Genomic DNA, 22,602 nt, shown 5'->3' on the forward strand with positions numbered 1-22,602 from the left:
GGGTCTCGGGACGGAGGACCTTGGTCCGGAGGACCGACTCGTTCAGGTTCATCTGGCGGTCGAGCTCCTTGACGACCGCAGGCTCGGCCTGCAGGTCGATGACCGAGTAGATGCCCTCGGGCTTCTTCTTGATCTCGTACGCGAGACGACGACGGCCCCAGGTGTCGACCTTCTCGACCTTTCCGCCGCCGTCACGGACGACAGAAAGGAAGTTCTCGATCAGCGGAGAGACAGCGCGCTCCTCGACCTCGGGGTCGAGGATGACCATCACCTCGTAGTGACGCATGTGGAACCCACCTCCTTTGGACTCAGCGGCCACGGTCGTTCCGTGGCAGGAGGGTTGTGATGCGTTCGCCTCGGTACCTGTCCAGTCAAACAGCGGCCACTGACAATCGGTCGATTGTCAGCGCCCGTCGAAGGGCTCTCAGAGCTGGTACTGGGCAGACACCGGTGCAGACGGTACACAGTACCCGCACACCGGCTTCCGGTTGAAATCCGGCCGCGAAGGCAGACAATCTGTACACAAAGGGTGTGTAAGGCGCTACGATGCGCCGCTTCTCGCAGGAGGTGCCCGATGGCACAAGTAATGCGGACCGACACCGCCGGCGGCCTCTTCGCCACGGACGGCAAGCCCCATCCGCGCCAGGACGTCCTCATGGCCGTCACGCTGGTACTCGGCTTCCTGGCGTTCATCACCGCGTTCTTCCACCACCTGCACCTGCTCAGCTCCTGGGCCGGACTGGTGGGCATCCTCACCGGCGCCTACGGCCAGTGGAACTCGGAGACGACCCGTGGCCGCTTCGGCCTGATCGTCGGCATGGGGGCCGCCGGCGTCGGCTTCCTCATCGCCATGGCGCACGGCGGCCTCTTCGGCGGGGTCATCGACTGACACGGGGCTCCTCGCTCCGGCGGCCGGGGCCCCGCGCCCCGGCGGCCGCCCGGCCGGAGCCGCCCGCCCGGCCGGAGCAAAGGAGCCGTGGGCCCAGTCGGGGCGCGCAGCGGGCGCAGTAGGCTTCGCGCGAGAGCCGGAGCCCCTGAACCCATGGGGACACACCAGCCCGAGGAGCGCCCCGAATGAGTCTGACCCTGAGGACCATCAGCCGAGAGCAGCATCTGGCGTACATCCAGAGCCTGCCGTCGGCGAGCCACATGCAGGTCCCGGCATGGGCGGACGTCAAGGCGGAGTGGCGCTCGGAGAACCTCGGCTGGTTCGACGACAGGACCGGTGAGCTGGTCGGCGCGGGGCTCGTCCTGTACCGCCAGCTGCCGAAGATCAAGCGTTACCTGGCGTACCTCCCCGAGGGGCCGGTCATCAACTGGTTCGCCCCGAACCTCCAGGAATGGCTCGAACCGATGCTGGCGCACCTGAAGCAACAGGGTGCGTTTTCGGTCAAGATGGGTCCGCCGGTGATCATTCGGCGCTGGGAGGCCACGTCGATCAAGAAGGGCATCCAGGACCCGGACGTCAAGCGGCTGCGGGACATCGAGGCCGACTTCATCGAGCCGCGCGCCTTCGAGGTGGCCGACAAGCTGCGCCGCATGGGCTGGCAGCAGGGCGAGGACGGCGGCGCCGGCTTCGGCGACGTGCAGCCCCGCTACGTCTACCAGGTCCCGCTGGCCAACCGGTCCCTGGAAGAGGTCCACAAGAACTTCAACCAGCTGTGGCGCCGCAACATCAAGAAGGCCGAGAAGGCCGGTGTCGAGGTGGTCCAGGGCGGCTACCACGACCTGGAGGAGTGGCAGCGGCTGTACGAGATCACGGCCGTCCGCGACCACTTCCGGCCGCGCCCGCTCTCGTACTTCCAGCGTATGTGGTCGGCGCTGAACAGCGAGGACCCCAACCGCATGCGGCTGTACTTCGCCCGCCACAACGGGGTGAACCTGTCCGCGGCGACGATGCTGGTCGTCGGCGGTCACGTCTGGTACTCCTACGGCGCCTCCGACAACATCGGCCGTGAGGTCCGCCCGTCGAACGCCATGCAGTGGACGATGCTGCGCGACGCCTACGCGCTCGGCGCCACCGTCTACGACCTGCGGGGCATCTCCGACTCCCTGGACGAGACCGACCACCTCTTCGGGCTGATCCAGTTCAAGGTCGGCACGGGCGGTGAGGCCGGCGAGTACCTCGGCGAGTGGGACTTCCCGCTCAACAAGCTGCTCCACAAGGCGCTCGACCTCTACATGTCGCGCCGCTGACCCGCGTTCCACGCCCCACCCTCTCCGTCCCATCCTCTTCGCACACACGGCAGCCACGAGAAAGGTCCCAGGTCCGGCCATGGCGCTCACGCTCTACGTCGACACCGCGCGCTGGCGGGCGCACCACAAGCACGTGCAGGAGCAGTTCCCGGGGCTGGTCCCGGTCTGCAAGGGCAACGGCTACGGCTTCGGGCACGAGCGGCTGGCGGAGGAGGCCACACGGCTGGGCTCGGACGTCCTGGCCGTCGGCACGACGTACGAGGCCGCCCGGATCAAGGACTACTTCGGCGGCGACCTGCTGGTCCTGACGCCCTACCGGCGCGGCGAGGAGCCCGTGCCGCTGCCCGACCGGGTCATCCGCTCGGTCTCCTCCATCGACGGCGTCTACGGCCTGGTGGGCGCGCGCGTGGTCATCGAGGTGATGTCCTCGATGAAGCGGCACGGCATCGCCGAGCAGGACCTGCCGCAGCTGCACGCCGCCATCGAGAACGTCCGCCTGGAGGGCTTCGCCATCCACCTGCCGCTCGACCGCACCGACGGCTCGGACGCCGTCGAGGAGGTCATCGGCTGGATGGACCGGCTGCGCGCGGCCCGGCTGCCGCTGCACACGATGTTCGTCAGCCACCTCAAGGCCGACGAGCTGGCCAGGCTCCAGCAGCAGTTCCCGCAGACCCGGTTCCGCGCCCGTATCGGCACCCGGCTGTGGCTCGGGGACCACGACGCCACCGAGTACCACGGAGCCGTCCTGGACGTCACGCGGGTCGTCAAGGGGGAGCGCTTCGGCTATCGGCAGCAGAAGGCGGCCTCGGACGGCTTCCTGGTGGTCGTGGCCGGCGGCACGTCGCACGGTGTCGGCCTGGAGGCCCCGAAGGCCCTGCACGGCGTGATGCCGCGCGCCAAGGGCGTCGCCCGCGCCGGACTCGCCACGGTCAACCGCAACCTCTCGCCGTTCGTCTGGGGCGGCAAGCAGCGCTGGTTCGCGGAGCCGCCGCACATGCAGGTCTCGATCCTCTTCGTCCCCTCGGACGCGCCCGAGCCGAAGGTCGGCGACGAACTGGTGGCCCACCTGCGGCACACCACTACGCAGTTCGACCGGATCCTCGACCGCTGACGGCGGTCCCTGACGGCCGTCAGGGACGGTCACAGGGATCGCGGCGAGATAACCGGAAGGCCGTACACGGTGAACCGTGTACGGCCTTCGTGCGTTCTCGTGTGCTCCGGGCGGCGTGCCACCACGGGGCGTTCGCTCAGAGTGAACCGCCGTTCCGCTGATCGGTGCCCCACCGCACCTGCGGCCGGTCCTCGTGCGTCGCGGAGACGGGCCGGCGGGCCGCTCGGCCCAGGACGAAGACGTCGTCGGCGCCGTCGAGCACCCCGCCGGAGGGATCGTCGTCACCGGCCCTGCGCACCGGGTCCCGGTCGGGCATGAGGATGTCGCGGACGACCATCACGCAGAGGTACAGCGTGCCCAGCAGGTGCAGTCCGATCGCCCAGTGGTAGCCGTCGGTCGGCAGTCCCTTGTGGGCGTCTCCGCTGGTCGTGTACGCGAGGTACATCCAGATGCCGAGGAAGTAGGCGACCTCGCAGGCCTGCCAGATCAGGAAGTCCCGCCACTTCGGCCGGGCCAGCGCGGCGAGGGGGATCAGCCACAGCACGTACTGCGGCGAGTAGACCTTGTTGGTGAGGATGAAGGCCGCGACGATCAGGAAGGCGAGCTGGGCGAAGCGGGGCCGGCGGTAGGAGGTCAGCGCGAGAGCCGCGACGCCGGCGCAGCACAGCAGCATCAGGAGCATGGCGAGGGTGTTGACGGTCTCGGTGCTGATCGGGTCGTCCGAGTTCTGGGCCAGCACCAGCCAGAAGGACCCGAAGTCGACGCCCCGCTCCTGGCTGAACGTGTAGAACTTCGACCAGCCGTCATAGGCGAAGAGCATCACCGGCAGGTTCACCACGAGCCAGGAGACGACGGCGCCGGTGAGCGCGATGCCGTACTGCCGCCACTTGCCGGCCCGCCAGCACAGGACGAGCAGCGGGCCGAGGACGAGGAACGGGTAGAGCTTGGCGGCCGTGGCCAGGCCCAGCAGGACGCCGAAGGCCAGGGGGCGGCTCCTGGACCACATCAGCATCGCCGCGGCCGTCAGGGCGACCGCCAGCAGGTCCCAGTTGATCGTGGCGGTGAGGGCGAAGGCGGGCGCCAGCGCGATCAGCAGACCGTCCCACGGACGCCGCGCATGGGTCCGGGTGACACAGACCGCGATGACGACCGCGCAGATCATCAACATGCCGGCGTTGACCAGCCAGTACCACTGCTGCTGGTCCTGGAGGCTGCCGCTGCCCGGTGTGATCCAGGAGGCCACCTCCATGAAGACACCGGTCAGCACCGGGTACTCCAGGTACTGCATGTCGCCGGGGATCTTGTCGAAGTACGGGACGAGGTCGTCCGCGAACCCTCTTCCGGTGAACAGGTGCGGGATGTCCGAGTAGCAGGCGTGGGTGTACTGGGAGCTGGCGCCGAAGAACCAGCCGCCGTTGTAGCAGGGCGCCTTCTGGACCAGACCGAGGGCGAACATGCCGATCGCCACGAGCGCGATCACCCGCACCGGCGTCCACCATGACGTCCCGAGCAGGGCCCGTCGGCCGACCGGGCCGCCGATCAGCTCGCTGCCGGCCGCGGCGACCTCGTCGTCCTTGGTCGGCCGCACCGGCTCCGGCCTGGCGCTCGCTTGCGTCGATTCTGCACTGGGCATGGGCCACATCCTGCCGTACGTACCTCGGAAAACGCCGAGGGCCGCCGCACCGAGTCGGTGCGGCGGCCCTGTTTCACGTGAAACATACGGGTGTTTCACGTGAAACGCCCATGCCGGGCGATCCGGGGCTAACCGAAGATGCCCCCGTTCTGGTTACCTCTCGGATCGCCTTCCTCTGTCGTTTCCGAGGCCGAGGGTGATGTCGACGTCTCGTCACCGTCGCCGGGATCACCTGTCTCGGTGCCTCCGTCGCCCTCTTCCTCACAGTTCCAGTCGAAGACGCCACAGGTCTCGCTGGTGGTCGGCGTCGGGCTCTCCTCCTGCCGGGTCTCCGACTCCGTGGGAGTGGGGGTCGGGCTCTCCTCTTCCTTCTCGCTCTCCGTGACCGAGGGGGTCGGGGTGGGCGACGGCTCGTCGTTGACGACCTCACCGATGGGCTCCGGCTTCGGGAACTTCTTCGCCGGCTCGCCCTTCAGCGCCTGCTCCATGTAGTCGTGGAAGATCTCGGACGGGAACGAGGCACCGTGGATCGACTCCTGGTTACCCGTCCCGTACATCTCCAGGAACTGGCGGTTCTTGATGGTCTCGTCGTCCGGGTAGCGGAACATGGTGATCGCGGTCGAGAGCTGCGGGGTGTAGCCGACGAACCAGGCCGACTTGTTGCCGTCGGTCGTACCGGTCTTACCCGCCACTTCCCGGCCCGTGAGCTGGGCGTTGGTACCCGTGCCCTTCTCGACGACGGTCTTCAGCACGTCCGTGACGTTGTCCGCGACCTTCGAGGTGAAGGCCTGCTCGGTCTCGACCTTGTGCGAGTAGATCGTGCCGTCCTTGTCCGTCACCTTCGTGACGGAGAACGGGTCACGCTGCTTGCCGCTGGTGGCGAAGGTGGCGTACGAGCCGGCCATCCGGATCGCGCTGGGGTCGGAGGTACCGATGGAGAAGGAGGGGAACGTCGTACCGGCGAGGCTGTCCTCCAGAAGCCCGGCGCCGAGCGCGGAGTCCTTCACCTTGTCCAGACCGACGTCCATGCCGAGCTGCACGAAGGCGCTGTTGATCGACTCCCGCATCGCCTCACGGAGGTCGATCTCGTAGTCCGGTGCCTCGCCGGCGGAGGCGTTGGCGCCGCCGTCATTGGTCTGCAGCCACTCCTCGCCCTTCTCGTTCTGCCAGACGCTCCCGTCGTAGTTCTTGACCTTCCACTTGTTCTTGCCGGTGTACAGGCTCTTCGGCGAGACGATGGTGCGCTCGTCCTGGGCCTGGACCTCGCCGAGGTCCGGGTCGCGCACGCCGTACGTCATCGCGGCCGCCAGCACGAACGGCTTGAACGTCGAACCGACCTGGGCACCGGTCTGGTCGGCGTTGTTGGTGAAGTGAGTGGTCGCGTCCGCGCCGCCGTAGATGGCCTCGATGGCACCGGTCTCGGGGTTGACCGAAGCACCGCCGAACTGGACGTCGGTGTCCGTCTCGGGCCGCTTCTTCGGGTCGATGTTCTTCTTGTAGACCTTGGTTACGGCGTCTTCCAGCTCCCCGACCTTCTTTTTGTCGAAGGTGGTGTAGATCGAGTAGCCGCCCTGCTCCAGCTGGTTGGAGGTGACCACGTCGTTCTTGAGCAGGGACGCCTTGGCGAGGTCGACCAGGTAACCGATCTGCCCGCTCAGCTGGGTGTTCGAGCGCGGGTTCTGCCACTTCGGCAGCTTGGTGTACTTGGCGCGCTCGGTCGCGTCGAGGTGGCCGTACTCGACCATCTTGTCGAGGGTGTCCTGCATCTGCAGCAGGGCCCGCCTGCTGTTGTCCTTCGGCGTGGCGGCCGTGTCGACGGACTGGGCTCCGGCCGGGTCGTAGTACGTCGCGCCCTTGAGCATCGCCGAGAGGAAGGCGCACTCACCGGGGTTCAGGTCGACGGCGTCCTTGTCGAAGTACGCCCGGGACGCCGCCTGGATGCCCCAGGCGCCGCGGCCGTAGTAGGCGGAGTTCAGATAGCCGGCGAGGATGTCGTCCTTGTCGACGTCCGTGCCCACCTTGATGGACACGAAGATCTCCTTGACCTTGCGGGAGATCGTCTGCGACTGGTCGTCCAGCATGGCGTTCTTCACGTACTGCTGGGTGATCGTCGAGCCGCCCTGGGTGTCGCCGCCCTTGGCCATGTTGAACACGGCGCGCGCGATGCCCTTGGGGTCGATGCCGCTGTCGTCGTAGAAGGTCTTGTTCTCCTGCGAGATGACGGCGTTCTGCATCTCCTTGGGGATCTGCGAGAGGTCGACGATCTGCCGGTTGCGCTCACCGCCCGTGGAGACCATCTGGGTGCCGTCGGCCCAGTAGTAGACGTTGTTCTGCGCCTGCGCGGTCTTGGCGACATCGGGGATGCCGACCATGGCGTAGGCGATGCCCGCCGCGGCGACCATGGCGCCGAAGAAGCCGACGCACAGACCGGAGACGAGCTTCCAGGACGGCACCCAGCGGCGCCACCCGTACTTGTCGAAGCGTGGATAGTCGATGATCCGCTTCTTGCCCGGATCGGGCCGGCGACCGGCCGGAGCGGCCCGGCGGCCGGGCTCGGCCGCGCGGCGTCGGCTGCCCGAGCCGCGCTGGGCCGCGCGACGGGCCTCGGCACGGCTCCCGTATTCGCGTTCCTCACCTCCCCCCGCGTAAGAGCCGGACGGAGACTCTGTGGCGCCTCGCGGTGCCGCGCGGCGGGCGGAGGACGAACCGGACTGGCCGCGTCGGGCCGCGGCACGTCCGCCTCCCTGCGGCTGCGGCGGTTTGCGACGGTGCTCGCTCATCGAACGACTACTCCTCGGGCAGGCGCACCATTGCGCGCCTGGCAACGGCGGCTGGTTTCCGGTCCCCCCGAAGTACGGATGCGGCCGCTGCCGTATTCACCCGTACTGCACCAGGGACGGGGACGCGCTCGGGCGTCACTCGGTTCCTTGTGGTCTGCATGGCGCACAGACTACGCACCGGCAAAACCACCGAGCGCCGAAGTTCACCTCAAATCAGGCAACTTGCTTCCCATGAATCAGCGATGTGATCCCGTTCACGGCCCCACCCCTTGTCGCGCGGGAGGCGCCGTTCTATCGTGCTGATGTATCGAGTCGATACATCAGCACGGCATAAAGACCAGAACGAGCCCGCCGCGACAGCCGTCGGGACGGATCGCGGAAGAGGGAGGCGACGATGAGCCGGCGTTCCGGCATCCTTGAGTTCGCCGTCCTCGGCCTGCTCCGCGAATCCCCGATGCACGGCTATGAGCTGCGCAAACGGCTCAACACGTCGCTGGGTGTGTTCCGCGCGTTCAGTTACGGAACGCTGTACCCCTGCCTCAAGACGCTGGTCGCCAACGGCTGGTTGATCGAGGAGCCGGGGAACACCTCCGAGGCCACCGCCGCCCTGGCGGGACGCCGCGCCAAGATCGTCTACCGGCTGACGGCAGAAGGTAAGGAGCACTTCGAACAGCTCCTCTCCCAGACGGGTCCCGACGCGTACGAGGACGAGACCTTCGCCGCCCGCTTCGCCTTCTTCGGACAGACGTCGCGTGACGTGCGCATGCGCGTGCTGGAGGGCCGCCGCAGTCGTCTGGAGGAGCGCCTGGAGAAGATGCGTGCCTCGCTGGCCCGCACCCGGGAGCGCCTGGACGACTACACCCTCGAACTGCAGCGCCACGGCATGGAGTCCGTGGAGCGCGAAGTGCGCTGGTTGAACGAGCTCATCGAGAGCGAGCGGGCGGGACGGGACCTGCGCGGTTCCGCCTCCGAGGGGCCCGCTCAACAGGACACGACACATGGAGCGCCGGGCGGCCTGCCCCGGCCCGGGGACCGCCCCGGGCCGGATACGCCCGACGACACCGCCACGTGAGCGCCCAGTCAGGGCCTCACTCGTACACACAGGGAGCAACCGGAATGGGTTCGGTTCGCGTAGCCATCGTCGGTGTGGGCAACTGCGCCGCATCGCTGGTGCAGGGCGTCGAGTACTACAAGGACGCCGACCCGGCGGCCAAGGTCCCGGGCCTGATGCACGTCCAGTTCGGTGACTACCACGTCAGCGACATCGAGTTCGTCGCCGCCTTCGACGTGGACGCCAAGAAGGTCGGTCTGGACCTGGCGGACGCCATCGGCGCCTCCGAGAACAACACCATCAAGATCTGCGACGTGCCGAACACCGGCGTGCAGGTCCAGCGCGGCCACACCTACGACGGTCTCGGCAAGTACTACCGCCAGACCATCGAGGAGTCCGCCGAGGCGCCGGTCGACATCGTCCAGATCCTCAAGGACAAGCAGGTCGACGTCCTGGTCTGCTACCTGCCCGTGGGCTCCGAGGCCGCGGCGAAGTACTACGCCCAGTGCGCCATCGACGCCAAGGTCGCCTTCGTCAACGCCCTCCCGGTCTTCATCGCCGGCACCAAGGAGTGGGCGGACAAGTTCACCGAGGCGGGCGTGCCCATCGTCGGTGACGACATCAAGTCGCAGGTCGGCGCCACCATCACGCACCGCGTCATGGCGAAGCTGTTCGAGGACCGGGGCGTCGTCCTGGACCGCACGATGCAGCTGAACGTCGGCGGCAACATGGACTTCAAGAACATGCTCGAGCGTGAGCGCCTGGAGTCCAAGAAGATCTCCAAGACGCAGGCCGTCACCTCGCAGATCCCCGACCGGGACCTCGGCGAGAACAACGTCCACATCGGCCCGTCCGACTACGTCGCCTGGCTGGACGACCGCAAGTGGGCCTACGTCCGCCTCGAAGGCCGTGCCTTCGGCGACGTCCCGCTAAACCTGGAGTACAAGCTGGAGGTCTGGGACTCCCCGAACTCCGCCGGTGTCATCATCGACGCCCTGCGCGCCGCGAAGATCGCCAAGGACCGCGGTATCGGCGGCCCCGTGCTCTCCGCGTCGAGCTACTTCATGAAGTCCCCGCCGGTCCAGTACTTCGACGACGAGGCCCGCGCCAACGTCGAGAAGTTCATCGCGGGCGAGGTCGAGCGCTGAGCCGCTCGCACCCCGCGAACGTCGAGGGTCCCCGAGGCAGTGCGCCCGGGGACCCTCCTCGTATGTGAGGCTGTGCCCCATGGCCGTCGTCCGTGACCTCCGTGTCCTGCTGCGTCTGAAGGGGTTCCGGCGCCTGCTGGCCGTCCGGCTGCTCTCCCAGGGAGCCGACGGCGTCTTCCAGGTCGGGCTCGCCACCTACGTCGTCTTCTCGCCGGAGAAGCAGACCTCCGCCGCCGCGATCGCCTCCGCCATGGCGGTCCTGCTGCTCCCGTACTCCCTCGTCGGCCCCTTCGCCGGCGTCCTGCTGGACCGCTGGCGCCGCCGCCAGGTCTTTCTCTTCGGCAACCTGCTGCGGGCCCTCATGGCCACGGTGACCGCCGCCCTGATGATCGTCTCCGTCCCGGACTGGCTCTTCTACGTCTGCGCCCTGTGCGTCACCGCCGTGAACCGCTTCGTCCTGGCCGGACTCTCCGCCGCACTGCCCCGCGTCGTCGATGCCGAGCGGCTGGTGCTCGCCAACTCACTCTCCCCGACGGCCGGGACCCTGGCCGCCACCGCGGGCGGGGGCCTCGCCGTCGCCGTACGGATCGTCGTCGCCGACACCGACGCCGCCGTGGTGCTGCTGGGCGCGGTCCTCTACCTGTGCGGCGCCCTGGCCGCCCTGCGCATGGCGGTGGAACTGCTCGGACCCGACCGGGCACTGATACGGCCCCGCCTCGCCACGGCCCTCGCCGGCACCGCACGTGACCTGATGGCCGCCGTACGGCACCTCGCCGCTCCCGCCCGTCGGGAGGCCGCCTGGTCGCTCGCCGCGATGACGCTGATGCGGTTCTGCTACGGCGCCCTGCTCGTGATGCTGCTGATGCTCTGCCGGTACTCCCTGACCTCGGACACCGACGAGGGGCTGGCCCTGCTCGGTCTGGCGCTGGGTGTCTCGGGTGTCGGCTTCTTCGTGGCGGCGGTGCTCACTCCCTGGACGGCGGGCCGGCTCGGTCCCGGCCGCTGGATGGCCCTGTGCGCCGCGGTCGCCGCGGTACTGGAACCGGCCCTCGGGCTCCCGTTCACCACCGCACCGCTGATCGCCGCCGCGTTCGTCCTGGGCCTCACGACCCAGGGTTCGAAGATCGCGACCGACACCATCGTGCAGTCGTCGGTCGACGACGCCTTCCGGGGCCGGATCTTCTCCGTCTACGACGTGCTGTTCAACATCGCCTTCGTCGGCGCCGCCGCGGTCGCCGCTCTCATGCTGCCGCCGGACGGCCGCTCGGTACCGCTCGTCGTCACGGTCGCCGTCCTCTACGCGGCGGTCGCGATGGCCATGGCCCGGCGCGCACGCCGGTAGCCACAGATGACTTACAGATGACATCGCGGCGGTGTTTCACGTGAAACACCGCCGCGATGTCATCTGTAAGTCATCTGTGGCTACCGGCGTGCGCGCCGGGCCATGGCCATCGCGACCGCCGCGTAGAGGACGGCGACCGTGACGACGAGCGGTACCGAGCGGCCGTCCGGCGGCAGCATGAGAGCGGCGACCGCGGCGGCGCCGACGAAGGCGATGTTGAACAGCACGTCGTAGACGGAGAAGATCCGGCCCCGGAAGGCGTCGTCGACCGACGACTGCACGATGGTGTCGGTCGCGATCTTCGAACCCTGGGTCGTGAGGCCCAGGACGAACGCGGCGGCGATCAGCGGTGCGGTGGTGAACGGGAGCCCGAGGGCCGGTTCCAGTACCGCGGCGACCGCGGCGCACAGGGCCATCCAGCGGCCGGGACCGAGCCGGCCCGCCGTCCAGGGAGTGAGCACCGCCGCCACGAAGAAGCCGACACCCGAGACACCCAGCGCCAGACCGAGCAGGGCCAGCCCCTCGTCGGTGTCCGAGGTCAGGGAGTACCGGCAGAGCATCAGCAGCATCACGAGCAGGGCGCCGTAGCAGAACCGCATCAGCGTCATCGCGGCGAGCGACCAGGCGGCCTCCCGACGGGCGGGAGCGGCGAGGTGCCGTACGGCGGCCATCAGGTCACGTGCGGTGCCGGCGAGGGCCGTGGCGAGGCGGGGCCGTATCAGTGCCCGGTCGGGTCCGAGCAGTTCCACCGCCATGCGCAGGGCGGCCAGGGCGCCGCACAGGTAGAGGACCGCGCCCAGCAGCACCACGGCGGCGTCGGTGTCGGCGACGACGATCCGTACGGCGACGGCGAGGCCCCCGCCCGCGGTGGCGGCCAGGGTCCCGGCCGTCGGGGAGAGTGAGTTGGCGAGCACCAGCCGCTCGGCATCGACGACGCGGGGCAGTGCGGCGGAGAGTCCGGCCAGGACGAAGCGGTTCACGGCGGTGACGCACAGGGCGCAGACGTAGAAGAGCCAGTCCGGGACGGAGACGATCATCAGGGCGGCGGTCACCGTGGCCATGAGGGCCCGCAGCAGGTTGCCGAAGAGAAAGACCTGGCGGCGGCGCCAGCGGTCCAGCAGGACGCCGGCGAAGGGGCCGACGAGGGAGTACGGGAGCAGCAGGACCGCCATGGCGGAGGCGATCGCGGCGGCGGAGGTCTGCTTCTCCGGCGAGAAGACGACGTAGGTGGCGAGCCCGACCTGGAAGACGCCGTCGGCTCCCTGGGAGAGCAGCCGGACGGCCAGCAGGCGCCGGAACCCCTTCAGACGCAGCAGGACACGGAGGTCACGGACGACGGCCATGGGGCACAGCCTCACATACGAGGAGGGTCCCCGGGCGCACTGCCTCGGGGACCCTCGACGTTCGCGGGGTGCGAGCGGCTCAGCGCTCGACCTCGCCCGCGATGAACTTCTCGACGTTGGCGCGGGCCTCGTCGTCGAAGTACTGGACCGGCGGGGACTTCATGAAGTAGCTCGACGCGGAGAGCACGGGGCCGCCGATACCGCGGTCCTTGGCGATCTTCGCGGCGCGCAGGGCGTCGATGATGACACCGGCGGAGTTCGGGGAGTCCCAGACCTCCAGCTTGTACTCCAGGTTTAGCGGGACGTCGCCGAAGGCACGGCCTTCGAGGCGGACGTAGGCCCACTTGCGGTCGTCCAGCCAGGCGACGTAGTCGGACGGGCCGATGTGGACGTTGTTCTCGCCGAGGTCCCGGTCGGGGATCTGCGAGGTGACGGCCTGCGTCTTGGAGATCTTCTTGGACTCCAGGCGCTCACGCTCGAGCATGTTCTTGAAGTCCATGTTGCCGCCGACGTTCAGCTGCATCGTGCGGTCCAGGACGACGCCCCGGTCCTCGAACAGCTTCGCCATGACGCGGTGCGTGATGGTGGCGCCGACCTGCGACTTGATGTCGTCACCGACGATGGGCACGCCCGCCTCGGTGAACTTGTCCGCCCACTCCTTGGTGCCGGCGATGAAGACCGGGAGGGCGTTGACGAAGGCGACCTTGGCGTCGATGGCGCACTGGGCGTAGTACTTCGCCGCGGCCTCGGAGCCCACGGGCAGGTAGCAGACCAGGACGTCGACCTGCTTGTCCTTGAGGATCTGGACGATGTCGACCGGCGCCTCGGCGGACTCCTCGATGGTCTGGCGGTAGTACTTGCCGAGACCGTCGTAGGTGTGGCCGCGCTGGACCTGCACGCCGGTGTTCGGCACGTCGCAGATCTTGATGGTGTTGTTCTCGGAGGCGCCGATGGCGTCCGCCAGGTCCAGACCGACCTTCTTGGCGTCCACGTCGAAGGCGGCGACGAACTCGATGTCGCTGACGTGGTAGTCACCGAACTGGACGTGCATCAGGCCCGGGACCTTGGCCGCCGGGTCGGCGTCCTTGTAGTACTCGACGCCCTGCACCAGCGATGCGGCGCAGTTGCCCACACCGACGATGGCTACGCGAACCGAACCCATTCCGGTTGCTCCCTGTGTGTACGAGTGAGGCCCTGACTGGGCGCTCACGTGGCGGTGTCGTCGGGCGTATCCGGCCCGGGGCGGTCCCCGGGCCGGGGCAGGCCGCCCGGCGCTCCATGTGTCGTGTCCTGTTGAGCGGGCCCCTCGGAGGCGGAACCGCGCAGGTCCCGTCCCGCCCGCTCGCTCTCGATGAGCTCGTTCAACCAGCGCACTTCGCGCTCCACGGACTCCATGCCGTGGCGCTGCAGTTCGAGGGTGTAGTCGTCCAGGCGCTCCCGGGTGCGGGCCAGCGAGGCACGCATCTTCTCCAGGCGCTCCTCCAGACGACTGCGGCGGCCCTCCAGCACGCGCATGCGCACGTCACGCGACGTCTGTCCGAAGAAGGCGAAGCGGGCGGCGAAGGTCTCGTCCTCGTACGCGTCGGGACCCGTCTGGGAGAGGAGCTGTTCGAAGTGCTCCTTACCTTCTGCCGTCAGCCGGTAGACGATCTTGGCGCGGCGTCCCGCCAGGGCGGCGGTGGCCTCGGAGGTGTTCCCCGGCTCCTCGATCAACCAGCCGTTGGCGACCAGCGTCTTGAGGCAGGGGTACAGCGTTCCGTAACTGAACGCGCGGAACACACCCAGCGACGTGTTGAGCCGTTTGCGCAGCTCATAGCCGTGCATCGGGGATTCGCGGAGCAGGCCGAGGACGGCGAACTCAAGGATGCCGGAACGCCGGCTCATCGTCGCCTCCCTCTTCCGCGATCCGTCCCGACGGCTGTCGCGGCGGGCTCGTTCTGGTCTTTATGCCGTGCTGATGTATCGACTCGATACATCAGCACGATAGAACGGCGCCTCCCGCGCGACAAGGGGTGGGGCCGTGAACGGGATCACATCGCTGATTCATGGGAAGCAAGTTGCCTGATTTGAGGTGAACTTCGGCGCTCGGTGGTTTTGCCGGTGCGTAGTCTGTGCGCCATGCAGACCACAAGGAACCGAGTGACGCCCGAGCGCGTCCCCGTCCCTGGTGCAGTACGGGTGAATACGGCAGCGGCCGCATCCGTACTTCGGGGGGACCGGAAACCAGCCGCCGTTGCCAGGCGCGCAATGGTGCGCCTGCCCGAGGAGTAGTCGTTCGATGAGCGAGCACCGTCGCAAACCGCCGCAGCCGCAGGGAGGCGGACGTGCCGCGGCCCGACGCGGCCAGTCCGGTTCGTCCTCCGCCCGCCGCGCGGCACCGCGAGGCGCCACAGAGTCTCCGTCCGGCTCTTACGCGGGGGGAGGTGAGGAACGCGAATACGGGAGCCGTGCCGAGGCCCGTCGCGCGGCCCAGCGCGGCTCGGGCAGCCGACGCCGCGCGGCCGAGCCCGGCCGCCGGGCCGCTCCGGCCGGTCGCCGGCCCGATCCGGGCAAGAAGCGGATCATCGACTATCCACGCTTCGACAAGTACGGGTGGCGCCGCTGGGTGCCGTCCTGGAAGCTCGTCTCCGGTCTGTGCGTCGGCTTCTTCGGCGCCATGGTCGCCGCGGCGGGCATCGCCTACGCCATGGTCGGCATCCCCGATGTCGCCAAGACCGCGCAGGCGCAGAACAACGTCTACTACTGGGCCGACGGCACCCAGATGGTCTCCACGGGCGGTGAGCGCAACCGGCAGATCGTCGACCTCTCGCAGATCCCCAAGGAGATGCAGAACGCCGTCATCTCGCAGGAGAACAAGACCTTCTACGACGACAGCGGCATCGACCCCAAGGGCATCGCGCGCGCCGTGTTCAACATGGCCAAGGGCGGCGACACCCAGGGCGGCTCGACGATCACCCAGCAGTACGTGAAGAACGCCATGCTGGACGACCAGTCGCAGACGATCTCCCGCAAGGTCAAGGAGATCTTCGTGTCCATCAAGGTGGGCACGGACGTCGACAAGGACGACATCCTCGCCGGCTATCTGAACTCCGCCTACTACGGCCGCGGCGCCTGGGGCATCCAGGCGGCGTCCCGGGCGTACTTCGACAAGGACGCCGTCGACCTGAACCCCGGTGAGTGCGCCTTCCTCTCGGCGATGCTCAAGGGCGCGACGTACTACGACCCGGCCGGAGCCCAGTCCGTCGACACGGCCGCCACGCCGAAGGACAACAGCAGGCGGGCCCTGCTGCAGATGCAGGACACCCTCGACAAGATGGTCGAGTACGGCCACCTCGACGCGACCGAGCGCGCCAAGTACACCAAGCTGCCGAAGTGGCAGAACCCGCGCTCGAACACCCAGCTGAGCGGGCAGATCGGTTACCTGGTCGACCTCGCCAAGGCGTCCCTGCTCAAGAACGACGTGGTCACCTCCAACCAGCTGGAGCAGGGCGGCTACTCGATCTACACCACCTTCGACAAAAAGAAGGTCGGGGAGCTGGAAGACGCCGTAACCAAGGTCTACAAGAAGAACATCGACCCGAAGAAGCGGCCCGAGACGGACACCGACGTCCAGTTCGGCGGTGCTTCGGTCAACCCCGAGACCGGTGCCATCGAGGCCATCTACGGCGGCGCGGACGCGACCACTCACTTCACCAACAACGCCGACCAGACCGGTGCCCAGGTCGGTTCGACGTTCAAGCCGTTCGTGCTGGCGGCCGCGATGACGTACGGCGTGCGCGACCCGGACCTCGGCGAGGTCCAGGCCCAGGACGAGCGCACCATCGTCTCGCCGAAGAGCCTGTACACCGGCAAGAACAAGTGGAAGGTCAAGAACTACGACGGGAGCGTCTGGCAGAACGAGAAGGGCGAGGAGTGGCTGCAGACCAATGACGGCGGCGCCAACGCCTCCGCCGGCGAGGCACCGGACTACGAGATCGACCTCCGTGAGGCGATGCGGGAGTCGATCAACAGCGCCTTCGTGCAGCTCGGCATGGACGTCGGTCTGGACAAGGTGAAGGACTCCGCGCTCGGCGCCGGGCTTCTGGAGGACAGCCTCGCCGGTACGACGTTCCCCTCCTTCTCCATCGGTACCTCCGACCCCAGCGCGATCCGGATGGCCGGCTCGTACGCCACCTTCGCCACCAGCGGCAAGCAGCGTGACCCGTTCTCCGTCACGAAGGTGACGGACAAGGACGGCACGATCTACTCGCACAAGGTCGAGACCGAGCAGGCCTTCACCTCGAAGGTCGCGGACAACGTCACGGACGTGCTGAAGACCGTCGTCGAGAAGGGCACGGGTACCAACGCCCAGCTCACGGGCCGGGAAGTGGCGGGTAAGACCGGTACGACCGACGGCAACAAGTCGGCCTGGTTCGTCGGCTACACCCCGCAGCTCTCGACCGCGATCACCATGTTCCGCTACCCGGACGACGAGACCATCAAGAACCGCCAGTTCCTGGAGATGTACGGGACGGGTAACCAGGAGTCGATCCACGGTGCCTCGTTCCCGTCCGAGATCTTCCACGACTACATGGAGCAGGCGCTGAAGGGCGAGCCGGCGAAGAAGTTCCCGAAGCCGGAGCCCATCGGTGAGGTCGTCAACGACGAGCCGTCGCCCACCCCGACCCCCTCGGTCACGGAGAGCGAGAAGGAAGAGGAGAGCCCGACCCCCACTCCCACGGAGTCGGAGACCCGGCAGGAGGAGAGCCCGACGCCGACCACCAGCGAGACCTGTGGCGTCTTCGACTGGAACTGTGAGGAAGAGGGCGACGGAGGCACCGAGACAGGTGATCCCGGCGACGGTGACGAGACGTCGACATCACCCTCGGCCTCGGAAACGACAGAGGAAGGCGATCCGAGAGGTAACCAGAACGGGGGCATCTTCGGTTAGCCCCGGATCGCCCGGCATGGGCGTTTCACGTGAAACACCCGTATGTTTCACGTGAAACAGGGCCGCCGCACCGACTCGGTGCGGCGGCCCTCGGCGTTTTCCGAGGTACGTACGGCAGGATGTGGCCCATGCCCAGTGCAGAATCGACGCAAGCGAGCGCCAGGCCGGAGCCGGTGCGGCCGACCAAGGACGACGAGGTCGCCGCGGCCGGCAGCGAGCTGATCGGCGGCCCGGTCGGCCGACGGGCCCTGCTCGGGACGTCATGGTGGACGCCGGTGCGGGTGATCGCGCTCGTGGCGATCGGCATGTTCGCCCTCGGTCTGGTCCAGAAGGCGCCCTGCTACAACGGCGGCTGGTTCTTCGGCGCCAGCTCCCAGTACACCCACGCCTGCTACTCGGACATCCCGCACCTGTTCACCGGAAGAGGGTTCGCGGACGACCTCGTCCCGTACTTCGACAAGATCCCCGGCGACATGCAGTACCTGGAGTACCCGGTGCTGACCGGTGTCTTCATGGAGGTGGCCTCCTGGATCACACCGGGCAGCGGCAGCCTCCAGGACCAGCAGCAGTGGTACTGGCTGGTCAACGCCGGCATGTTGATGATCTGCGCGGTCGTCATCGCGGTCTGTGTCACCCGGACCCATGCGCGGCGTCCGTGGGACGGTCTGCTGATCGCGCTGGCGCCCGCCTTCGCCCTCACCGCCACGATCAACTGGGACCTGCTGGCGGTCGCCCTGACGGCCGCGGCGATGCTGATGTGGTCCAGGAGCCGCCCCCTGGCCTTCGGCGTCCTGCTGGGCCTGGCCACGGCCGCCAAGCTCTACCCGTTCCTCGTCCTCGGCCCGCTGCTCGTCCTGTGCTGGCGGGCCGGCAAGTGGCGGCAGTACGGCATCGCGCTCACCGGCGCCGTCGTCTCCTGGCTCGTGGTGAACCTGCCGGTGATGCTCTTCGCCTATGACGGCTGGTCGAAGTTCTACACGTTCAGCCAGGAGCGGGGCGTCGACTTCGGGTCCTTCTGGCTGGTGCTGGCCCAGAACTCGGACGACCCGATCAGCACCGAGACCGTCAACACCCTCGCCATGCTCCTGATGCTGCTGTGCTGCGCCGGCGTCGCGGCTCTCGCGCTGACCTCCTACCGCCGGCCCCGCTTCGCCCAGCTCGCCTTCCTGATCGTCGCGGCCTTCATCCTCACCAACAAGGTCTACTCGCCGCAGTACGTGCTGTGGCTGATCCCCCTCGCCGCGCTGGCCCGGCCGAAGTGGCGGGACTTCCTGATCTGGCAGGCCTGCGAGGTCGCCTACTTCCTCGGCATCTGGATGTACCTCGCGTACACGACCAGCGGAGACGCCCACAAGGGACTGCCGACCGACGGCTACCACTGGGCGATCGGACTGCACCTGCTGGGCACGCTGTACCTCTGCGTGATGGTCGTCCGCGACATCCTCATGCCCGACCGGGACCCGGTGCGCAGGGCCGGTGACGACGATCCCTCCGGCGGGGTGCTCGACGGCGCCGACGACGTCTTCGTCCTGGGCCGAGCGGCCCGCCGGCCCGTCTCCGCGACGCACGAGGACCGGCCGCAGGTGCGGTGGGGCACCGATCAGCGGAACGGCGGTTCACTCTGAGCGAACGCCCCGTGGTGGCACGCCGCCCGGAGCACACGAGAACGCACGAAGGCCGTACACGGTTCACCGTGTACGGCCTTCCGGTTATCTCGCCGCGATCCCTGTGACCGTCCCTGACGGCCGTCAGGGACCGCCGTCAGCGGTCGAGGATCCGGTCGAACTGCGTAGTGGTGTGCCGCAGGTGGGCCACCAGTTCGTCGCCGACCTTCGGCTCGGGCGCGTCCGAGGGGACGAAGAGGATCGAGACCTGCATGTGCGGCGGCTCCGCGAACCAGCGCTGCTTGCCGCCCCAGACGAACGGCGAGAGGTTGCGGTTGACCGTGGCGAGTCCGGCGCGGGCGACGCCCTTGGCGCGCGGCATCACGCCGTGCAGGGCCTTCGGGGCCTCCAGGCCGACACCGTGCGACGTGCCGCCGGCCACGACCACCAGGAAGCCGTCCGAGGCCGCCTTCTGCTGCCGATAGCCGAAGCGCTCCCCCTTGACGACCCGCGTGACGTCCAGGACGGCTCCGTGGTACTCGGTGGCGTCGTGGTCCCCGAGCCACAGCCGGGTGCCGATACGGGCGCGGAACCGGGTCTGCGGGAACTGCTGCTGGAGCCTGGCCAGCTCGTCGGCCTTGAGGTGGCTGACGAACATCGTGTGCAGCGGCAGCCGGGCCGCGCGCAGCCGGTCCATCCAGCCGATGACCTCCTCGACGGCGTCCGAGCCGTCGGTGCGGTCGAGCGGCAGGTGGATGGCGAAGCCCTCCAGGCGGACGTTCTCGATGGCGGCGTGCAGCTGCGGCAGGTCCTGCTCGGCGATGCCGTGCCGCTTCATCGAGGACATCACCTCGATGACCACGCGCGCGCCCACCAGGCCGTAGACGCCGTCGATGGAGGAGACCGAGCGGATGACCCGGTCGGGCAGCGGCACGGGCTCCTCGCCGCGCCGGTAGGGCGTCAGGACCAGCAGGTCGCCGCCGAAGTAGTCCTTGATCCGGGCGGCCTCGTACGTCGTGCCGACGGCCAGGACGTCCGAGCCCAGCCGTGTGGCCTCCTCCGCCAGCCGCTCGTGCCCGAAGCCGTAGCCGTTGCCCTTGCAGACCGGGACCAGCCCCGGGAACTGCTCCTGCACGTGCTTGTGGTGCGCCCGCCAGCGCGCGGTGTCGACGTAGAGCGTGAGCGCCATGGCCGGACCTGGGACCTTTCTCGTGGCTGCCGTGTGTGCGAAGAGGATGGGACGGAGAGGGTGGGGCGTGGAACGCGGGTCAGCGGCGCGACATGTAGAGGTCGAGCGCCTTGTGGAGCAGCTTGTTGAGCGGGAAGTCCCACTCGCCGAGGTACTCGCCGGCCTCACCGCCCGTGCCGACCTTGAACTGGATCAGCCCGAAGAGGTGGTCGGTCTCGTCCAGGGAGTCGGAGATGCCCCGCAGGTCGTAGACGGTGGCGCCGAGCGCGTAGGCGTCGCGCAGCATCGTCCACTGCATGGCGTTCGACGGGCGGACCTCACGGCCGATGTTGTCGGAGGCGCCGTAGGAGTACCAGACGTGACCGCCGACGACCAGCATCGTCGCCGCGGACAGGTTCACCCCGTTGTGGCGGGCGAAGTACAGCCGCATGCGGTTGGGGTCCTCGCTGTTCAGCGCCGACCACATACGCTGGAAGTACGAGAGCGGGCGCGGCCGGAAGTGGTCGCGGACGGCCGTGATCTCGTACAGCCGCTGCCACTCCTCCAGGTCGTGGTAGCCGCCCTGGACCACCTCGACACCGGCCTTCTCGGCCTTCTTGATGTTGCGGCGCCACAGCTGGTTGAAGTTCTTGTGGACCTCTTCCAGGGACCGGTTGGCCAGCGGGACCTGGTAGACGTAGCGGGGCTGCACGTCGCCGAAGCCGGCGCCGCCGTCCTCGCCCTGCTGCCAGCCCATGCGGCGCAGCTTGTCGGCCACCTCGAAGGCGCGCGGCTCGATGAAGTCGGCCTCGATGTCCCGCAGCCGCTTGACGTCCGGGTCCTGGATGCCCTTCTTGATCGACGTGGCCTCCCAGCGCCGAATGATCACCGGCGGACCCATCTTGACCGAAAACGCACCCTGTTGCTTCAGGTGCGCCAGCATCGGTTCGAGCCATTCCTGGAGGTTCGGGGCGAACCAGTTGATGACCGGCCCCTCGGGGAGGTACGCCAGGTAACGCTTGATCTTCGGCAGCTGGCGGTACAGGACGAGCCCCGCGCCGACCAGCTCACCGGTCCTGTCGTCGAACCAGCCGAGGTTCTCCGAGCGCCACTCCGCCTTGACGTCCGCCCATGCCGGGACCTGCATGTGGCTCGCCGACGGCAGGCTCTGGATGTACGCCAGATGCTGCTCTCGGCTGATGGTCCTCAGGGTCAGACTCATTCGGGGCGCTCCTCGGGCTGGTGTGTCCCCATGGGTTCAGGGGCTCCGGCTCTCGCGCGAAGCCTACTGCGCCCGCTGCGCGCCCCGACTGGGCCCACGGCTCCTTTGCTCCGGCCGGGCGGGCGGCTCCGGCCGGGCGGCCGCCGGGGCGCGGGGCCCCGGCCGCCGGAGCGAGGAGCCCCGTGTCAGTCGATGACCCCGCCGAAGAGGCCGCCGTGCGCCATGGCGATGAGGAAGCCGACGCCGGCGGCCCCCATGCCGACGATCAGGCCGAAGCGGCCACGGGTCGTCTCCGAGTTCCACTGGCCGTAGGCGCCGGTGAGGATGCCCACCAGTCCGGCCCAGGAGCTGAGCAGGTGCAGGTGGTGGAAGAACGCGGTGATGAACGCCAGGAAGCCGAGTACCAGCGTGACGGCCATGAGGACGTCCTGGCGCGGATGGGGCTTGCCGTCCGTGGCGAAGAGGCCGCCGGCGGTGTCGGTCCGCATTACTTGTGCCATCGGGCACCTCCTGCGAGAAGCGGCGCATCGTAGCGCCTTACACACCCTTTGTGTACAGATTGTCTGCCTTCGCGGCCGGATTTCAACCGGAAGCCGGTGTGCGGGTACTGTGTACCGTCTGCACCGGTGTCTGCCCAGTACCAGCTCTGAGAGCCCTTCGACGGGCGCTGACAATCGACCGATTGTCAGTGGCCGCTGTTTGACTGGACAGGTACCGAGGCGAACGCATCACAACCCTCCTGCCACGGAACGACCGTGGCCGCTGAGTCCAAAGGAGGTGGGTTCCACATGCGTCACTACGAGGTGATGGTCATCCTCGACCCCGAGGTCGAGGAGCGCGCTGTCTCTCCGCTGATCGAGAACTTCCTTTCTGTCGTCCGTGACGGCGGCGGAAAGGTCGAGAAGGTCGACACCTGGGGCCGTCGTCGTCTCGCGTACGAGATCAAGAAGAAGCCCGAGGGCATCTACTCGGTCATCGACCTGCAGGCCGAGCCTGCGGTCGTCAAGGAGCTCGACCGCCAGATGAACCTGAACGAGTCGGTCCTCCGGACCAAGGTCCTCCGTCCCGAGACCC

At 68.3% G+C, this 22,602-nt stretch carries 18 protein-coding genes; 9 read left to right on the top strand and 9 right to left on the bottom strand.

The window, feature by feature from the left end; genetic code table 11:
* The coding region (gene rpsF, locus UW392_RS45160) for a 30S ribosomal protein S6 (RefSeq protein ID WP_320781157.1) at window positions 1–286 on the bottom strand (286 nt) is incomplete at its 3' end.
* Window positions 287–574: 288 nt separating this feature from the next.
* Between rpsF (UW392_RS45160) and UW392_RS45165 the strand changes: the two genes are divergently transcribed.
* The 3 genes from UW392_RS45165 (at window position 575) to UW392_RS45175 (ending at window position 3,307) form a co-directional block, all read left to right on the top strand.
* Entirely contained in the window at window positions 575–889 is a 315-nt protein-coding gene (locus tag UW392_RS45165) for a hypothetical protein (protein WP_320781158.1), read from the top strand.
* 185 nt (window positions 890–1,074) lie between these two features.
* Entirely contained in the window at window positions 1,075–2,196 is a 1,122-nt protein-coding gene (gene femX / locus UW392_RS45170) for a peptidoglycan bridge formation glycyltransferase FemX (RefSeq protein WP_320781159.1), read from the top strand.
* A 79-nt stretch (window positions 2,197–2,275) separates the two neighbouring features.
* Window positions 2,276–3,307 carry an alanine racemase gene (locus tag UW392_RS45175; protein ID WP_320781160.1) on the top strand — a complete coding sequence of 344 codons (1,032 nt, stop codon included), beginning with the start codon at window positions 2,276–2,278 and terminating at the stop codon, window positions 3,305–3,307.
* A gap of 136 nt (window positions 3,308–3,443) precedes the next feature.
* Here the strand turns inward: UW392_RS45175 and UW392_RS45180 are convergent, their stop codons facing one another.
* Together UW392_RS45180 and UW392_RS45185 are read right to left on the bottom strand one after the other, a co-directional pair.
* A complete protein-coding gene (locus UW392_RS45180; RefSeq protein WP_320781161.1) occupies window positions 3,444–4,949 on the bottom strand; it encodes a glycosyltransferase family 87 protein in 1,506 nt (501 codons plus the stop codon).
* A 119-nt stretch (window positions 4,950–5,068) separates the two neighbouring features.
* A complete protein-coding gene (locus UW392_RS45185; protein ID WP_320781162.1) occupies window positions 5,069–7,720 on the bottom strand; it encodes a transglycosylase domain-containing protein in 2,652 nt (883 codons plus the stop codon).
* Between the two features lie 394 nt (window positions 7,721–8,114).
* Here UW392_RS45185 and UW392_RS45190 point away from each other — a divergent pair, with 394 nt between their 5' ends.
* The 3 genes from UW392_RS45190 to UW392_RS45200 all read left to right on the top strand — a co-directional run bounded on the left by UW392_RS45190 (window position 8,115) and on the right by UW392_RS45200 (window position 11,261).
* Window positions 8,115–8,792: a PadR family transcriptional regulator gene (locus tag UW392_RS45190; protein ID WP_320781163.1), complete on the top strand. Its 678-nt coding sequence runs from the start codon at window positions 8,115–8,117 to the stop codon at window positions 8,790–8,792.
* A 44-nt stretch (window positions 8,793–8,836) separates the two neighbouring features.
* Window positions 8,837–9,919, top strand: a complete 1,083-nt coding sequence (locus tag UW392_RS45195) for an inositol-3-phosphate synthase (protein ID WP_320781164.1) — start codon at window positions 8,837–8,839, stop codon at window positions 9,917–9,919.
* A gap of 79 nt (window positions 9,920–9,998) precedes the next feature.
* Complete coding sequence (locus UW392_RS45200) at window positions 9,999–11,261, top strand: MFS transporter (protein ID WP_320781165.1); 1,263 nt, start codon at window positions 9,999–10,001, stop codon at window positions 11,259–11,261.
* Between the two features lie 80 nt (window positions 11,262–11,341).
* On the opposite strand, the gene UW392_RS45205 is transcribed toward UW392_RS45200, so the two are convergent.
* From UW392_RS45205 to UW392_RS45215, 3 genes are all read right to left on the bottom strand, one after another.
* Window positions 11,342–12,604: an MFS transporter gene (locus UW392_RS45205; protein WP_320781165.1), complete on the bottom strand. Its 1,263-nt coding sequence runs from the start codon at window positions 12,602–12,604 to the stop codon at window positions 11,342–11,344.
* A gap of 79 nt (window positions 12,605–12,683) precedes the next feature.
* Complete coding sequence (locus tag UW392_RS45210; RefSeq protein WP_320781164.1) at window positions 12,684–13,766, bottom strand: inositol-3-phosphate synthase; 1,083 nt, start codon at window positions 13,764–13,766, stop codon at window positions 12,684–12,686.
* A gap of 44 nt (window positions 13,767–13,810) precedes the next feature.
* Window positions 13,811–14,488 carry a PadR family transcriptional regulator gene (locus UW392_RS45215; RefSeq protein ID WP_320781163.1) on the bottom strand — a complete coding sequence of 226 codons (678 nt, stop codon included), beginning with the start codon at window positions 14,486–14,488 and terminating at the stop codon, window positions 13,811–13,813.
* 394 nt (window positions 14,489–14,882) lie between these two features.
* On the opposite strand from UW392_RS45215, the gene UW392_RS45220 reads away from it, so the two are divergent.
* Window positions 14,883–17,534: a transglycosylase domain-containing protein gene (locus UW392_RS45220; protein WP_320781162.1), complete on the top strand. Its 2,652-nt coding sequence runs from the start codon at window positions 14,883–14,885 to the stop codon at window positions 17,532–17,534.
* 119 nt (window positions 17,535–17,653) lie between these two features.
* A complete protein-coding gene (locus UW392_RS45225) occupies window positions 17,654–19,159 on the top strand; it encodes a glycosyltransferase family 87 protein (RefSeq protein WP_320781161.1) in 1,506 nt (501 codons plus the stop codon).
* 136 nt (window positions 19,160–19,295) lie between these two features.
* On the opposite strand, the gene UW392_RS45230 is transcribed toward UW392_RS45225, so the two are convergent.
* The 3 genes from UW392_RS45230 to UW392_RS45240 form a co-directional block, all read right to left on the bottom strand.
* Entirely contained in the window at window positions 19,296–20,327 is a 1,032-nt protein-coding gene (locus tag UW392_RS45230) for an alanine racemase (protein ID WP_320781160.1), read from the bottom strand.
* A 79-nt stretch (window positions 20,328–20,406) separates the two neighbouring features.
* Window positions 20,407–21,528: a peptidoglycan bridge formation glycyltransferase FemX gene (femX, locus tag UW392_RS45235; protein WP_320781159.1), complete on the bottom strand. Its 1,122-nt coding sequence runs from the start codon at window positions 21,526–21,528 to the stop codon at window positions 20,407–20,409.
* Window positions 21,529–21,713: 185 nt separating this feature from the next.
* Window positions 21,714–22,028, bottom strand: coding sequence for a hypothetical protein (locus tag UW392_RS45240; protein ID WP_320781158.1), 315 nt, complete (start codon window positions 22,026–22,028; stop codon window positions 21,714–21,716).
* 288 nt (window positions 22,029–22,316) lie between these two features.
* On the opposite strand from UW392_RS45240, the gene rpsF (UW392_RS45245) reads away from it, so the two are divergent.
* The coding region (gene rpsF / locus UW392_RS45245; RefSeq protein ID WP_320781157.1) for a 30S ribosomal protein S6 at window positions 22,317–22,602 on the top strand (286 nt) is incomplete at its 3' end.

Source organism: Streptomyces sp. CRN 30 (assembly GCF_034105845.1).

Bases quoted from the DNA above. Each gene is read 5' to 3' on its own strand.
- UW392_RS45195 (WP_320781164.1), top strand. From the start codon at position 8,837: ATGGGTTCGGTTCGCGTAGCCATCGTCGGTGTGGGCAACTGCGCCGCA.
- UW392_RS45165 (WP_320781158.1), top strand. From the start codon at position 575: ATGGCACAAGTAATGCGGACCGACACCGCCGGCGGCCTCTTCGCCACG.
- UW392_RS45180 (WP_320781161.1), bottom strand. From the start codon at position 4,949: ATGTGGCCCATGCCCAGTGCAGAATCGACGCAAGCGAGCGCCAGGCCG.
- UW392_RS45215 (WP_320781163.1), bottom strand. From the start codon at position 14,488: ATGAGCCGGCGTTCCGGCATCCTTGAGTTCGCCGTCCTCGGCCTGCTC.
- UW392_RS45210 (WP_320781164.1), bottom strand. From the start codon at position 13,766: ATGGGTTCGGTTCGCGTAGCCATCGTCGGTGTGGGCAACTGCGCCGCA.
- UW392_RS45205 (WP_320781165.1), bottom strand. From the start codon at position 12,604: ATGGCCGTCGTCCGTGACCTCCGTGTCCTGCTGCGTCTGAAGGGGTTC.
- UW392_RS45220 (WP_320781162.1), top strand. From the start codon at position 14,883: ATGAGCGAGCACCGTCGCAAACCGCCGCAGCCGCAGGGAGGCGGACGT.
- UW392_RS45175 (WP_320781160.1), top strand. From the start codon at position 2,276: ATGGCGCTCACGCTCTACGTCGACACCGCGCGCTGGCGGGCGCACCAC.
- UW392_RS45190 (WP_320781163.1), top strand. From the start codon at position 8,115: ATGAGCCGGCGTTCCGGCATCCTTGAGTTCGCCGTCCTCGGCCTGCTC.
- femX (WP_320781159.1), bottom strand. From the start codon at position 21,528: ATGAGTCTGACCCTGAGGACCATCAGCCGAGAGCAGCATCTGGCGTAC.
- UW392_RS45240 (WP_320781158.1), bottom strand. From the start codon at position 22,028: ATGGCACAAGTAATGCGGACCGACACCGCCGGCGGCCTCTTCGCCACG.
- UW392_RS45230 (WP_320781160.1), bottom strand. From the start codon at position 20,327: ATGGCGCTCACGCTCTACGTCGACACCGCGCGCTGGCGGGCGCACCAC.
- femX (WP_320781159.1), top strand. From the start codon at position 1,075: ATGAGTCTGACCCTGAGGACCATCAGCCGAGAGCAGCATCTGGCGTAC.
- UW392_RS45200 (WP_320781165.1), top strand. From the start codon at position 9,999: ATGGCCGTCGTCCGTGACCTCCGTGTCCTGCTGCGTCTGAAGGGGTTC.
- UW392_RS45185 (WP_320781162.1), bottom strand. From the start codon at position 7,720: ATGAGCGAGCACCGTCGCAAACCGCCGCAGCCGCAGGGAGGCGGACGT.
- UW392_RS45225 (WP_320781161.1), top strand. From the start codon at position 17,654: ATGTGGCCCATGCCCAGTGCAGAATCGACGCAAGCGAGCGCCAGGCCG.